The sequence below is a fragment of the Actinobacillus porcitonsillarum genome, assembly GCF_003101015.1.
Classification (GTDB): domain Bacteria; phylum Pseudomonadota; class Gammaproteobacteria; order Enterobacterales; family Pasteurellaceae; genus Haemophilus_A; species Haemophilus_A porcitonsillarum.
In genome coordinates this window covers 1,514,246-1,527,843 of the sequence record NZ_CP029206.1, presented here as the reverse complement: position 1 = coordinate 1,527,843, position 13,598 = coordinate 1,514,246, and the positions used below count along the sequence as shown (strand labels likewise).

General features: G+C 38.8%; 11 protein-coding genes. 1 reads left to right on the top strand and 10 read right to left on the bottom strand.

Annotation, left to right across the window (positions count from 1 at the left end):
- Positions 1-22 precede the first annotated feature (22 nt).
- The 6 genes from narQ to mepM form a co-directional block, all read right to left on the bottom strand.
- Positions 23-1,741 (bottom strand): nitrate/nitrite two-component system sensor histidine kinase NarQ, encoded by a 1,719-nt coding sequence (narQ, locus tag DDU33_RS07340; protein WP_108924114.1) that lies wholly within the window; start codon positions 1,739-1,741, stop codon positions 23-25.
- A complete protein-coding gene (locus DDU33_RS07335; RefSeq protein WP_108924112.1) occupies positions 1,741-2,559 on the bottom strand; it encodes a pyridoxal phosphatase in 819 nt (272 codons plus the stop codon). Before DDU33_RS07335 ends, narQ begins: the two co-directional genes overlap by 1 nt.
- 80 nt (positions 2,560-2,639) lie before the next feature.
- Complete coding sequence (locus DDU33_RS07330; RefSeq protein ID WP_005819477.1) at positions 2,640-3,488, bottom strand: OmpA family protein; 849 nt, start codon at positions 3,486-3,488, stop codon at positions 2,640-2,642.
- Positions 3,489-3,611: 123 nt separating this feature from the next.
- Positions 3,612-5,327 (bottom strand): single-stranded-DNA-specific exonuclease RecJ, encoded by a 1,716-nt coding sequence (recJ, locus tag DDU33_RS07325; RefSeq protein WP_108924110.1) that lies wholly within the window; start codon positions 5,325-5,327, stop codon positions 3,612-3,614.
- A gap of 84 nt (positions 5,328-5,411) precedes the next feature.
- Positions 5,412-6,104, bottom strand: a complete 693-nt coding sequence (dsbC, locus tag DDU33_RS07320; protein WP_005819479.1) for a bifunctional protein-disulfide isomerase/oxidoreductase DsbC — start codon at positions 6,102-6,104, stop codon at positions 5,412-5,414.
- 15 nt (positions 6,105-6,119) lie between these two features.
- Complete coding sequence (gene mepM, locus DDU33_RS07315) at positions 6,120-7,607, bottom strand: murein DD-endopeptidase MepM (protein WP_108924108.1); 1,488 nt, start codon at positions 7,605-7,607, stop codon at positions 6,120-6,122.
- Between the two features lie 223 nt (positions 7,608-7,830).
- On the opposite strand from mepM, the gene znuC reads away from it, so the two are divergent.
- The gene (gene znuC, locus DDU33_RS07310; RefSeq protein ID WP_108924106.1) at positions 7,831-8,619 is read left to right on the top strand and encodes a zinc ABC transporter ATP-binding protein ZnuC; all 789 of its coding nucleotides are present in this window, start codon (positions 7,831-7,833) and stop codon (positions 8,617-8,619) included.
- A gap of 44 nt (positions 8,620-8,663) precedes the next feature.
- Here the strand turns inward: znuC and DDU33_RS07305 are convergent, their stop codons facing one another.
- The 4 genes from DDU33_RS07305 to DDU33_RS07295 form a co-directional block, all read right to left on the bottom strand.
- Positions 8,664-9,380: an IS1 family transposase gene (locus DDU33_RS07305; protein WP_108924104.1), complete on the bottom strand. Its 717-nt coding sequence runs from the start codon at positions 9,378-9,380 to the stop codon at positions 8,664-8,666.
- A 115-nt stretch (positions 9,381-9,495) separates the two neighbouring features.
- Complete coding sequence (locus tag DDU33_RS10880; RefSeq protein WP_157951831.1) at positions 9,496-9,660, bottom strand: hypothetical protein; 165 nt, start codon at positions 9,658-9,660, stop codon at positions 9,496-9,498.
- Positions 9,661-9,797: 137 nt separating this feature from the next.
- A complete protein-coding gene (locus DDU33_RS07300; protein ID WP_108922510.1) occupies positions 9,798-9,980 on the bottom strand; it encodes a hypothetical protein in 183 nt (60 codons plus the stop codon).
- Position 9,981: 1 nt separating this feature from the next.
- Positions 9,982-13,443 carry a hemagglutinin repeat-containing protein gene (locus DDU33_RS07295; protein ID WP_108924102.1) on the bottom strand — a complete coding sequence of 1,154 codons (3,462 nt, stop codon included), beginning with the start codon at positions 13,441-13,443 and terminating at the stop codon, positions 9,982-9,984.
- Between the last annotated feature and the right edge of the window lie 155 nt (positions 13,444-13,598).

Below are 13,598 nucleotides of genomic sequence, written 5' to 3'. Positions count from 1 at the left end.
TATGCAAAATTTTCTTCATATTCTACCGCTTGCTGAGCATATTAGGCAAAATAACCATCACTAAAGTCCCCCCTTCCGGGCGGTTTTGAATTTTAAATTCACCATGTAGCTCTGTAGCTCGCTCTTTCATAATCGTTAAACCATAATGTCCTTCAGGTTCGATATCTGTTTCAATACCTTTTCCATTATCAAGAATCATTAAACAATGTTCGCCATCGGCATTGGTTTCCGCAATAACCTCTATTTCACTCGCATCCGCATGCTTAATAGCATTAATGACCGCCTCTCGTATAATTTGTAAGACATGCACTTGTTCTTGTGCACTAAACATTAATGACGGTAACTTACAAGTTAGCCTAATCTGTGCAGATGTTCTTGCGCGTAAAGTATCTAATATCCTTTCCAATGCACTGGTCAAATTCGCTTCATCGATGGTTAAGCGGAAAGTTGAAAGTAGTTCTCTCAATTGACTATAAGCATCATTTAAAGCCTTCTCAAGATCATTAAGGATCGCTTTTTGTTTTTCCCAATCTTGCTCTGTTTCGCCATTACGCTGCAATAGTCTAATCTGAATTTTAAAAAATGTTAAAGACTGGGCGAGAGAATCATGTAATTCCCTTGCAATAATTGAACGCTCTTCCATCAGAATCAATTGCTGTTGCTGTTTATGATTTTGTACGACATAAATACTACGCCCAATCATTTCAGCTACACTATGTAACAAACGCTCATCTGGGCATAATAAAGAGGATTTCCAACGAAGCATGGCGATTTTTTCATTTTCAATCGCAATCTCATACTTTTGCCACTGGTCGCTTAATAAGTCAGTATCAAGCGTAATATTCCAATAATCTGCACCATAAACATCTAAAGCAATCCCTTTTAATTGCTCATTAGCAAGCACTCTCTCTAACACTTGTAAAAGCAGATCTCGATTAACCGGCTTCGAGGTCAAAATTTGTGAGCAATGATAAAGCACCATCATTGAACGATTCACTGCGGTTAAACGCCGTGTTTTATCTGCAACCTTATCTTCTAATGAGGTATAAAGTTTTTTCAACTCACTCGCCATTTGTGTAAAGGTTTTTGAGAGTACTCCCAACTCATTTTGCTCATTAATGGCTAAATTAACATGATCAAAATCTTCTTGCTGAATTTGTTGGCTCGCCAAAACTAATTGATCCAAATGCTTAATAATTCGTTTACGGGTATACCAAATACCATAATAGGCAAGGGCAATAATAAGCAACATCGAAATCGCAATGACACTAATGGCGATCTTAAGTTTAAACTCAGCAAACTTCTGTAAAGCAGAGACAAAAGCATCTATTTCCTTCACATAATGTTCAATGCGAGATAAATAGCTCTCATGATCCTGATGACGAATATACAACGCCATCTCTTCCCATACATCTTTTAGGCGTTGATAGCGTGCTTTTACCTCTTTAGGTAATAAATAGCTTGAATTTAATGCTTGTAATTCCGGAGAATTTAGACTTGCTCGATACTCTTCAAGTCTTAATTCAATATTTTCAGGCGCATGGTTCATCTCGTGCCAAAAACGATAACTTTGGTAGCGTAATGAGCCCGATACGTTGATAAGGCTAGCATCGGATTTATTGCTCCACATAATACCGAGCGAAATGCCACTAATTAACGTGGCAAATCCGATAATAATAAAGAAATATAATCCGATGCGCCTTGCGATTGAATTTTTAGGGTTAATGACGAACGTATTCATTAAAGATTAAACAGGGTCGTGAGTTCTTGTGCAATACTATCTTGATCGTGAGAACCAATGGTTTTCTTCGCGCGTTGCTGAACTTCGGCTTCTGAGCCCCCCATTGCAACGCCTAAACCAACAAGCTCTAACATCGAAATATCATTAAAATTATCGCCAAATGCCACAACGTTTTGAGGCGAAATGCCTTCACGTTCAAGTAATTTAGCCAACATTGCCCCTTTACTATTCCCTACTGCCGTAATATCAATACGATCTACCCAAGACCATTCCGGGCTAACTTGATCAAGCGGTAATGTTTTCACAAAACTTTGCATTTTTTCTAAATCAGGATCACTGATAAGTACTTTCCAAACTAATGTGCCTTTATCAATCTCTTTTTGGAATTTTTCAACTTGATGAACATCCGGACGAACCGATTCAGGACAAGAATCTACCCATTTTTTGAATTTAGTGAAATGTGGGTTGAGTTGCTCATAGGTCATTGCATCACGAAAATAAACTGCTGTATGAATGCCTTCAGCTTGAGCTTGATTGATCAATTGTGAAGCGAGCTCTGCAGATAAAGGATTTCCTTCAAGCACTTTATCTTGCTTAAAATCATATAAATAAGTGCCATTACAACAAACTACGGGAGTATCTAATCCAATTTCTGCGTAATATGGTCGAACAGCTGTATGATGACGACCTGTCACAAAAAAAACTTTAATGCCTTTGTCTCTTATTCGTTGAATAGCTTGCTTGCTTGATTCTAAAATGGTTGCTTGCGAGGAAAGTAAAGTGCCGTCTAGATCAAAAGCTACTGCTTGGTAAGTCATAAATCTCTCCATACATAAAAAATAAAGGGTAACCCATTCAGATTACCCTTTATTCTACTCAGTTCTTAAAGAACTGTAAATTATTTACCAGAGTTGTATGCTGGTGTTTGATATAACGGAGCTGGACCATTTGGACCTGCAACATTACCACCTTCACTTTGTTTTAAAACACCACCGTTAGCTGATACTTCTACACGACGGTTTGGACGTAAACAGTCACGTAATGCTTGACCTGATTCACCATCACATGCTTTAACTTGATTTGCTTTACCGTAACCTACTGCTTCAATTTGAGCTGTTACGCCTTGTTGAACTAAACGAGCTTTAACCATGTTAGCACGGCGTTGTGATAAATCTAAGTTATAGTTTACTGAACCTAAACGGTCTGTATAACCTGCAACTTTAACCTGTTGTGCTTTAGATGATTTTAATTGTGCAGCAACATTATCAACCACTTCTTTACCTTTAGTAGTTAATGTATCTTTATCGAAATCAAATAAGAAGTCACCGCTTAAGCTGAATGATGAGTTACCATTACAGCCATTTGGATACCAGAAGAAGCTTTGTGCATTCATGTTTTTGTCAAAACCAATCTTGAATTGACAAATTTTGTGGACACCATTTTCACGATAGTTAAATACGTAGTCCCATTCACGAACGCCGTATAGCCCTTCTTCAAAATGAGGACGACCAATTAAGTAGTAAAGTTGGTCTTTATTCATACCACGTTCGATTTGACGAACGTTTTCCCAGTTTGGCCAAGAACCGAATTGTGAACCATCATGGTTAAATTCTGATTCTGAAATTTTTGGAAAAACTGGATTTTCAATCTGACCTTCATCAGATACATTGCTTAAATTACCGCAAGCAGCTACTGCAACTGCAACGCTTGATAATAACAAGCCACGAAAAATAGTTGTTTTTTTCATTATCGTTTATTCCTTATATAGGTAGAAATTTTATTCAAGGACTCATGAATCCTTTGAGGAATATGAGACCATCGAATTCTACAATACAAATTTATTAAATTCTACATCTATGTTAGGTAATTACTATACAATTACATTTTCCACTCTTAATTGTAAATTTTTATTACCTTTGTATTCATTTATATCAAGTTTGTAAATTATTTTGGCTTTTTTCACTGACATATCAGGAAATGATCTTAAATCTATATTAAACCAAATCGCATCAAGTAAGGTTCCCTTTTCATTTTCTAGCATCATTTTTAAATGTTTTCCACCTAGTAATCTTTGCTGTAAAATTCGAAAGTTACCTTCAAAAGTCGGTTCAGGAAAATGTTGTCCCCACGGTCCGGCTTGCTGTAATAAATTTGCAATTTCAAGTGTAAATTCATCCGCTTGCAATTCGCCATCCGTATAAATGATGCCTTGCAATAACTCTGGCTCAATCATTTCATCAATTTTTTCATCAAAGATTTTTTGGAATTTGAGAAAATTATCTTGATGAATCGTCAAACCCGCTGCCATTGCATGCCCACCAAATTTAACGATCAACTCAGGGTAATGGCTATCAATACGTTCTAATAAGTCTCTCATATGTAACCCATTAATAGAACGTGCGGAGCCTTTAATAAATGGACTATCCTCATTTTCTTGTGCAAACGCAATCACCGGGCGATGGAATTGATCTTTAATTCGAGAAGCTAAAATCCCAATCACACCTTGATGCCAATCGGGTTGATACAAAACAATACCGTGCGCTTGTTCCTTTTGAGCCAGACTTGGCAATTTCGCACAAATGGCTAATGCTTCCGTTTTCATCTCTTGCTCAAATTCTTTACGTGTCTGATTTAAGCTGTCTAATTCAAAAGCTAATTGTCGGGCGATGTCCATATTATCCGCCGTGAGTAATTCAACCCCTAACGACATATTTTCCAAACGACCAGCTGCATTAAGTCTTGGAGCAATCGCAAAACCGAGATCGGCAGCTTGTAATGTTTCTAAATCTCGTTTTCCTACTTCCACTAAGGCTTTGATGCCCACACGACATGCACCCGAACGAATACGATTTAAACCTTGGTGTACCAAAATTCGATTATTATGATCTAAAGGCACAACATCTGCCACCGTGCCTAATGCAACCAAATCCAATAACTCGGCTAAGTTAGGTTCTTTACCTTGAAATAAATTTTTCTCACGCATTTTACTACGCAATGCCAACATCACGTAGAACGCAACGCCCACACCAGCTAAAGATTTGGAAGGAAACGGGCAATAAGATAAATTCGGATTAACCATCGCATCCGCATTAGGCAGTTGTTCTGCCGGTAAATGATGATCGGTAACCAATACTTTGATCCCATTTTCTTTTAACAATGCAATGCCTTCAAATGAAGAGATACCATTATCTACCGTAATAACTAAATCCACCTCTTTTTCCAAAATCATATTGGCAATATCAAGGCTCAAGCCATAGCCTTGAGAAAAACGATCTGGAATAAGATACTCAACATGCTGGAACCCCAGTTGACGTAAGGCAAGTAAAGTTAATGCGGTACTTGTTGCACCATCAGCATCAAAATCGCCGACAATAATAATGTTGGCTTGTTGCTCATAAGCCTCAACCAATAAATCGGTTGCTTGATCTATGCCTGAAAGTTGTTGTGGATGGTGTAAATGTTGAAGTGTTCGTTCTAACTCTTTTGTCGATTGTACCCCTCGGCTTTGATATAGCCGATTTAGCAGCGGGTGATCCGATAATTGGAGATGAGTTAATACAGGACGTTGTTTAATAATTTTTTGCACAATAAATTCTATTAAAAAAGCGGTTTAATTTTGCAAAAATTTTACAAAATCAAACCGCTTGTGTCCAAATGATTTTAGATATATTTATTCAGCTAACATTTTTGCCAATTCTTTGGGCTCTACATATCCACCAATCACTTCACCTTTATCCGTTACCATATAAGGCGTTCCTGTTACACCAAATTTAATACCTAGCTCATAATGTTTTTTGACAATATTTGGCGTTTTCAATGCACTTGGTAATTTCCCGTCTTCCGCATCATTTAACGCTTTCAATTTATCTTCAGATGTCCAAATCGCTTCCATTTGTTTAGCCGTTTGGGTGTTCATGCCACCACGAGGAAAAGCCAGATAACGAATCGTTATGCCTTGCTCGTTATACTGTTTAATGCGTTGATGTAATAAATGACAATAATGGCAAGTGATATCCATAAACACCGTAACAACATGCTTTTCATTTTTTGCTGGATAAACAATCATCTCATTGCTTAGTGCATTTAATTCACTCATCTGTGCTTTATGAGTAACATCGGTAGCTTTCCCATCTTTTAACTCTAGCACTTGAATTTGCCCATTTAAGACATAGCGACCATCTTTGCTAATATAAACTACACCCTCGTTTGAAGTTGCCATACGAAAATCAGGGATAGCTGAGTCCGTGATTTTCACATTGGTTGCGCCCATTTTTTCTAAAGTACTTTTTAAATTAGCATCATCTGCCATTGCTTGATTGATAACAAATGCAAGGCTTAACATTGCCCATTGAGTTTTCTTCATTAATGATTCCTTGTATTAAAGTTTTAATTTCGCTTCGATACTTTTCGCTCGAGCTAAGAAATTTTTACGCTCTTTATTTTCCATACCAGAACTAGATCCTGGTAATTTTACTGTCATTGGATTAACCGGTCTGCCGTTAATATGGAATTCATAGTGCAAATGAGGCCCTGTCGATCCCCCTGTATTTCCCGATAATGCAATACGCTCCCCTTTACGAACCGATTGACCAACTTTAACCAGCGACTTACTTAAGTGCATATATACGGTCGTAATATGTCCGTGGCGAATTTTAATATAGCGCCCAGCACCTCTTGCTTGATAAGCAACATGTTCTACAACACCATCACTTGGAGCAATAACAGGCGTCCCCGTTGGCACACCATAATCAACGCCATTATGCGGTCTTACTCGCTTAGTAATAGGATGTAAGCGACGCGGATTATAAGGCGATGAAATTCTTACTGCAGATAATAATGGATGACGAGCAAACCCATTCGTTAAGCTTTCACCATAATTGCTATAATAACGTCCATTATCTGCCTGAATTGCGTAATAACGCTTATTTCCACTAACAATCAATATCCCTTCAACATTACCGACATCGGTAACTGTATTATTGATATATTCACGTTTAACCAATATCGCAAATCGATCACCTTTTTTAAGTTTACTTGTTGCGATTTGTGATTGCAATCCAACTGCCAACTGGTTCACTTGACGATCAGACAACCCCACATCCTTTAAACTCGAAGCAAAGCTTCCTTGAATAATACCTTTTACAACATCTTGTCGCCAAGTACCGGTTTTCTCAATTTTTTGATATGAAAACTTCCCGTTTTCTTGTTTTTCATAAATTCGTTCTTCTTTTTCAGAAACTAGCCAATTCATGTATTCTAATTCACCGTGATTATCCAAAATCCAGTAGAATTGTTGCCCGGCTTCTAAATCCCCTAATGCTGGATATTGACGAATCAATGCTTTAGCTACCGAACTACCTAAACCTGATTGCTCTAAAACATTTCTTAATTTGTCCCCTTTGGTCACGACATAGCTAAATTGATCTTGAATTCGCAGAGCCTCATCAGCAATATCAATAACCTCTGAAATCACTTTTTCAGCTTCTTCCGGTAACTTTTCTAGAGATTTTTTAGCTTCTACTATACCGTCTTCAGATTCCTCATCATCTTCAGATGCAAGTTCGTCATCATAAGATGTTGCATTGACATCTTCTTCCTGAACATGTTGCTCCTGCTCATCAGCTTGATCATCATTAGGAACAGCTTCGTTTGTCACACTTTCTTTTTCTATAATAGTCGGTACGCTTTCTGCGGTTTTATCTGCTAAATCAACAAAGGTCTCTGAAACGCCCTCCGCTGTTTCGACTTGATCATCAACTTGATTTTCTTCTATATCATCCAAAATTACGACTTTTTCTTGTTCTGGTGTTTGTAAGGATGCCTTATCTTTAAATGAAAGGGCTATCCCAATACAAACCGAAAGCATCGCAAGTAAGAATAAGAAAATTTTTATTCTTTTCTTTTTTCTTCTACGATCCCTAGCTAAAATAACATGTTGCAAAATATCTCTCGCTTTATTCTTAAATCTTTACAAAATTTTCTGACAAGATTGTAAAAGAAAAATTCCATCTTGTCATTTACAGAAAAATCCGCTAATTTGACCGCTTATTAGTATTTATCCTTTATCTGTCATGCGAATTAACAAAATCATGCCTAAACAACAAACAACCTTAACACCAAACAAAGACGATGTTTTGGTTCGTTTAAAAGAAATCAATGTCAATTTTAATGGCAATAACATTTTACAAAATATCAATTTAACCATTCACGCTAATTCAATCACAACTATTGTTGGCCCTAATGGTGGAGGGAAATCGACCTTACTTAAAGTCTTGCTCAAATTACTCGCACCAACTCAGGGCGTTGTTGAACACAAAAAAGGGCTGAAAATCGGTTATGTGCCACAAAAACTGCATCTTGACCACTCAATGCCTATTACGGTAACTAAGTTTTTATCATTAAAACCACGCTGTACATCAGATGCTATTGCTGAAGCCCTACGTTTATTTTCTATTGAACATCTTGCAAATAATAGCATGCAAAAACTCTCGGGTGGAGAACTACAACGCGTATTATTAGCGAGAGCCATTTTAGATCGCCCACAACTTTTAGTTTTAGATGAACCAATGCAAGGCGTTGATATAAATGGTCAAACAGAGCTTTACCAACTGCTTAACAATACTCGCAATTGGTTAAATTGCGCCATTCTCATGGTTTCTCATGATCTAAATATCGTAATGGCGAATACAGACGAAGTACTCTGCGTAAATCGCCACATTTGCTGTGCCGGCACACCTGAAATGGTTACAAATGATCCGCATTTTATTCATTTCTTTGGTGATCAGTTCGCTAAAAATGTCGCATTTTATTCTCATCAACATAACCACCATCATAATTTACGTGGCGATGTTTGTAATGGTCTTTGTCAATGTAAATAAAGAATCAGAATTTAGGCAAAAAGCGGTTTAATTTTGCAAAAAATTTACAAAATTAAACCGCTTAAACAACCCGAAAGAGAAAACCAAATCATTAACCTAAATGCACTAAAATGATATTTTAATGATTTCGAGAAATTACAGCTTTTCCTAAAAAAACGGCGAACACGATGTCTTAATAAACAATGATTCCCTTCAATTCCAATCGTATATTTTCGCCCCAAATAATGAGGATATCCCTTAAATATTTTTCTAAAACAGATCCACTTATCCGAATAAACATAACGAAATGAAATTTGCGATTTACAAAGTTGTATTTTCAACCGCATTACCGTTTCAGAATTTCGTTTCCCCCATACATAAGAAATAATCTTCTTACTTACTCGATCAAAAGCATAAATAAGCCAAACCCTTTCTGATTTTCGTCCTACAAAAGTCCAAAACTCATCTATTTCAATGGATTCATAAAAACAGTGATGAGGCAATTCAACATCTCTAACGTTTAACAAAACGGATAATACTTTTGTACAACTGACTTTTTCAATTGCCGCAACATCCCGAATACCACAGCCTCTAACGAGCATAATTAGAATACGTTGTGATATTTTTGAATGGCACCCCCGATAAGTTAAAGCATGATCGCCAATAAATTGCCTACCGCAACATTTACATAAATAGTTCTGTTTATTATTCGGCTTTTTACCGTTTTTCTTAATTTGACAAGAAGAACATTTAGGACAACTGATAGGCGTAAAACAGCTCATAAATCATACTAATATCATGAAAAATAAATCCTATTTTACCCCCTGTGTTCCACATTGTATGCTATTAAAAATTCTTATGATAAAGAAACCTGTATTTTCAAGACTTCTAACAAGTTCAAATTATAAACAGCATACTTTGTGGAACACCTCCCGGCTGAATGCTCCGCACTTCTTGCTGTTCATTCAGCGCAATGCGTACCAGTGGGCGAGCAAGCGAAACGCCACTTGTATCGAATACAAGCGGTAAATTTACCGCTAGAATTTGCAAAATTTTAATCATAAACAACCGCTTGTATTACCCCTGTGTTCTACATTGTATGCTATTAAAAATTCTTATGATGAAGAAATCTGTATCTTCAAGACTTCTAACAAGGTCAAATTATAAACAGCATACTTTGTGGAACACCTCCCAACTCCTTATATTTTTTTACTTCCCGCAAGAAAATTTAGTATTTTTATAACTACAACTATAGGAAAAACATCAAAGAAAATTGATATAAAACTTATACTAAAATCAAAACCGGAAAGAATAACTATCATTATATAAAATACTACGGTAGCCAAAACACATTGAGATATAGCAATAAAAAGTTTTTTCATATCACTCAACTCCTTTATTACTATATTTTTCCAATTTTTTCTTTGCTTCATCAGTCAATATTGAATTAATACTACCTGACAGAGGTTCTGATAAAAAGCCTCTATATCCAAGAGCACTACCAACTGAAGATGATATTATATTTTCCTTAAACGCTTCATTACCGCTTTGATTTTTTAAAGTTATGCTAGATACCGTATTTATCCCTAAAGCCTGTAATGTATTTGTATTAGCTGTAATCCCTCCCGTTAATCCCGACTTCAAAATGTTATTTGTTGTTCCGATTAAGTTTGTTGGTGTGATGTCTTTTTTACCCTCTGAATAAGAACGGCTTTCAACAACAAGCTCTCCAACTCCACCACCGACAACACCTAATCCAAATTTCTTGGTGCCTGTATTTTCTATTGCATTATTTAAATTTCTGGTAATGATAGCTCCCGTATTCAGTCCTTGCTCTGTAACATCTCTTGCTGTATTGATAGAATGAACATACATTGTCTGAGCTGAATTATTAATATAACTTGCCCCTACCTTAATATCCTTCCCTAACTCTCCAGCAACATATTTAACATCTCTACCAACACGAGCAACTTCATTAGCCACTGCACCTGTTGCTTTAGCCGTACCCATTGCGATTGGTTTTGCACCAAACACCATTGATGGAGAGCTATAAATAAGCTCCGCCGTTTCCGGATTTATGCCCGTCAAATCCGCTAATGCTGTTGCGCCGATTGTCGAGTGATATTTGCCTGAATATATTGTTCTTGCACCTGCCACCGCATTATCTACACCATACGCAGCAATTGGCACACCTCCAACACAACCCATTCCCGTTTCACATATACCTACACCAAAAACAGTTGCCGCTGCACCTCCAACCGACTGAGCGGCTCCTCCTACTCGTGTCAGCACCTGCAGATTTGCATCATCATAATCTTTGGCTCGGTAAACATTGTTGTAATTAAACATTGGTTTTAATGTACCGGCAGCAAAAGCATCATCACCAATCGTACCAAATTGTTTAGAAAGTAATGCTCTTTCACTCGCAAATTCCGCACTATTCCCCAAATCTTCCAATGCCTTCGCTTTGGCATATTCCGGATCATCACTTGGAATTTGAGCTGAACAATGTACTAAAGCACAAGCAGCCGCCGTTAAACGTGCTTCTTTTTCTTTATCGCCATTGGCAAGATCTTTAATTCTTTGCTTTTCATCAGGGTGCAACTGTCGATTAAACTTCTCTGTTCTCCACGCCATCTGTGCCGATTGGTTTACCGTGTTGCTGTCGCCGCCTAAACTCGCACCAATTAACGCCCCCAAGCCTGCCGCACTTGCCTGTTGAATCGCATTGCGTTGGTCTGCCGTTAAAGCGGTGTTTTGTTGCAGATAATTTGCAATTTCGGTGTTGATGTATTCACTGCCCATTGCTGAAAGTGCGCTGGCTGCGGTGTTCCCTCCGCCGACTTTCGCTGAAAGATAGCCAATCAAGCCGTGAAGGGCGATTTTTTGTGGGCTACCCTCTTCCCACTTCATCATTTTAGCTAAATCACCGACTGCTTTTGCTCCCATTTCTGCCACAATTTGTGTCGCTTCTTGACTTTCTTGGAGAGCTTGTAAATCCTGCTTCTCCAGTTTTTGATTCGCATTTGCTACATCTCGGTTTAGGCTTTGTAAGGTGTCTTCAGCCGTTTTTCCGGTGAGGGATTTTTGTTTCTCACTGTCGGTAATTTGCACGTTGATATTCGAGCTAATCGCCGATTGCGTTTGGCTACGTTCGCTTTCGTTCATATTACCTAACGCACTTAATGCCGCACCCATGGCTGAAGTTGCCATTTGTGTCATGTCCGAACTTACACCGGCACTGATGGTGCTAACCTTGATATCACTGCGGTTTTCAATGCTTTCTGTCGTGAGCGTGCCTGTGGTTAAGCGGTGGTTTTCTTTTTGTCCTTCCGCATTGATAACACCGCCTTTTAAGTGGGTGTTTTCTTCAACGTTGATGTTTGAGCTTTCGTTGATGTTAAAGCCCGATTGTTGATTAACCTGAGCATAATCCACATTCGCCTTATTTCGGCTAAATTGGGCTGAGCCACTTGCACCACTTCCCCACGCAAATGCCGCTTTTACCCCACCTTGCGTTTGCTTGCTGTCATATTTCTCAATATCTTGCACGCTTTCAATATGCAGATTTTTCGTATCAAGTGCTAAGTGGTTGATATTCGCCGTTGCGCCTTTTAAGGCTGTGGTTTCTTTCGCGTTAATCGTTAAGCGGTCGGCGTTGATTTCGGTGTGGTTTTGCACCTGCGAGTCGCTGTTAGCATGCCCTTTGCCTACACTTGCTGCCCCTTCAATACCTAAACCGGTCGAACCGCCCGATTTGCCCACAAACACGCCCACACTCCAACTGCTGCTCTTGTTGTCGCTGCGGTTGGTTTGAGTGTCTGTTGTGCCGAGTAGCGTAACGTTGTTGCCTTCCAAGGTCGCTTCTTTGGCGTTGATTTTTGAACCCACAATCGTGTTATCGCCTTCCATTGCCCGAACAGTGACCGAACCGGCACTTAACTCACTGCCTTGATGGGTGGTTTGTTCAGTGTGGCTGGTGGAGACGGATTTACTTGAGCCTACACTCACCGAGATTTTCGCATCGCTATTGGCTAACCCTTCGCTGACACTGCCTGCTTTTTGTATTGCTTCAATCGCTTTGCTGGCTTTTTGCACCGTTTCAACCGCTTCATTTGCCGCTTTCACTTTCAGCAGTTGGCTTAAACGCTCGTCTTTGACTTGCCCCGAACGTTTTAAGCTACTCTGCACTGCCATTGCCGCATCGGTGACTGCTGAACTGAACGCAACCGTTAAGCCCGACTGTTTATACTCGTGGCGTTCTTTTGAACTTAACTCGTCTTCGCTTGCACCAATGTAAGTTGATTTGCCTTCAATCGTAATGGCTTTGTCGAGTTCTTTAGACGCAATGAGGTCTGTGCCTGAAAGATGGGTGTGATTGCCGGCTTTCACACTCACATTGCCTGAAAGACTGCCCAAGGTACTGCGTGCCTGACTTTGTTGCCAGCCTTCCGCTTCGCTTTCGTGGGTTTCGGATTTTTTGCCAAAAGTAATGCCTATGCCGCCGCCCGAGAATACGCCCGACTTCGATTTTTGCTCAAAATGCGTTTCTTTAAAGTAGTTCGTATCCGCAGAAATGCTGACGTTATTGACCGCTTGTAGGTGTAAATCCTTATCGGCAATCGCTTGAAGATTTTGCGCTTTTAGGTCATTACCGGCAGAAACCAATATCTCGCCACCGCCCAATGTCGTACCAACTTGGGTTTTGTCTTGATAGGTATCTAACGTTGTTTTCTTCGAACTGCCGAACGCCCCACCGCTTTTTGTGTGGTGATATTCCGTTAGCGCACTGGAGGTGGTTGCCGAACTTAGTACAACATCATTTTCCGCTAACAAGGCTATCAATAAGATCTTTATTACTATAAGATTGCCCTCTTAGATCAATATATACTTCCTGTGACATACCTTTAATCACTTGTATCACTCCTGTGTTCCACATTGTATGCTGTGAAAAATTCTTATAATGAAAAAACCTGTATTTTCAAGGCTTCTAAAAAGGT

Bases quoted from the DNA above. Each gene is read 5' to 3' on its own strand.
- narQ (WP_108924114.1), bottom strand. From the start codon at position 1,741: ATGAATACGTTCGTCATTAACCCTAAAAATTCAATCGCAAGGCGCATC.
- DDU33_RS07335 (WP_108924112.1), bottom strand. From the start codon at position 2,559: ATGACTTACCAAGCAGTAGCTTTTGATCTAGACGGCACTTTACTTTCC.
- DDU33_RS07330 (WP_005819477.1), bottom strand. From the start codon at position 3,488: ATGAAAAAAACAACTATTTTTCGTGGCTTGTTATTATCAAGCGTTGCA.
- dsbC (WP_005819479.1), bottom strand. From the start codon at position 6,104: ATGAAGAAAACTCAATGGGCAATGTTAAGCCTTGCATTTGTTATCAAT.
- mepM (WP_108924108.1), bottom strand. From the start codon at position 7,607: ATGCTTTCGGTTTGTATTGGGATAGCCCTTTCATTTAAAGATAAGGCA.
- znuC (WP_108924106.1), top strand. From the start codon at position 7,831: ATGCCTAAACAACAAACAACCTTAACACCAAACAAAGACGATGTTTTG.
- DDU33_RS07305 (WP_108924104.1), bottom strand. From the start codon at position 9,380: ATGAGCTGTTTTACGCCTATCAGTTGTCCTAAATGTTCTTCTTGTCAA.
- DDU33_RS10880 (WP_157951831.1), bottom strand. From the start codon at position 9,660: ATGATTAAAATTTTGCAAATTCTAGCGGTAAATTTACCGCTTGTATTC.
- DDU33_RS07300 (WP_108922510.1), bottom strand. From the start codon at position 9,980: ATGAAAAAACTTTTTATTGCTATATCTCAATGTGTTTTGGCTACCGTA.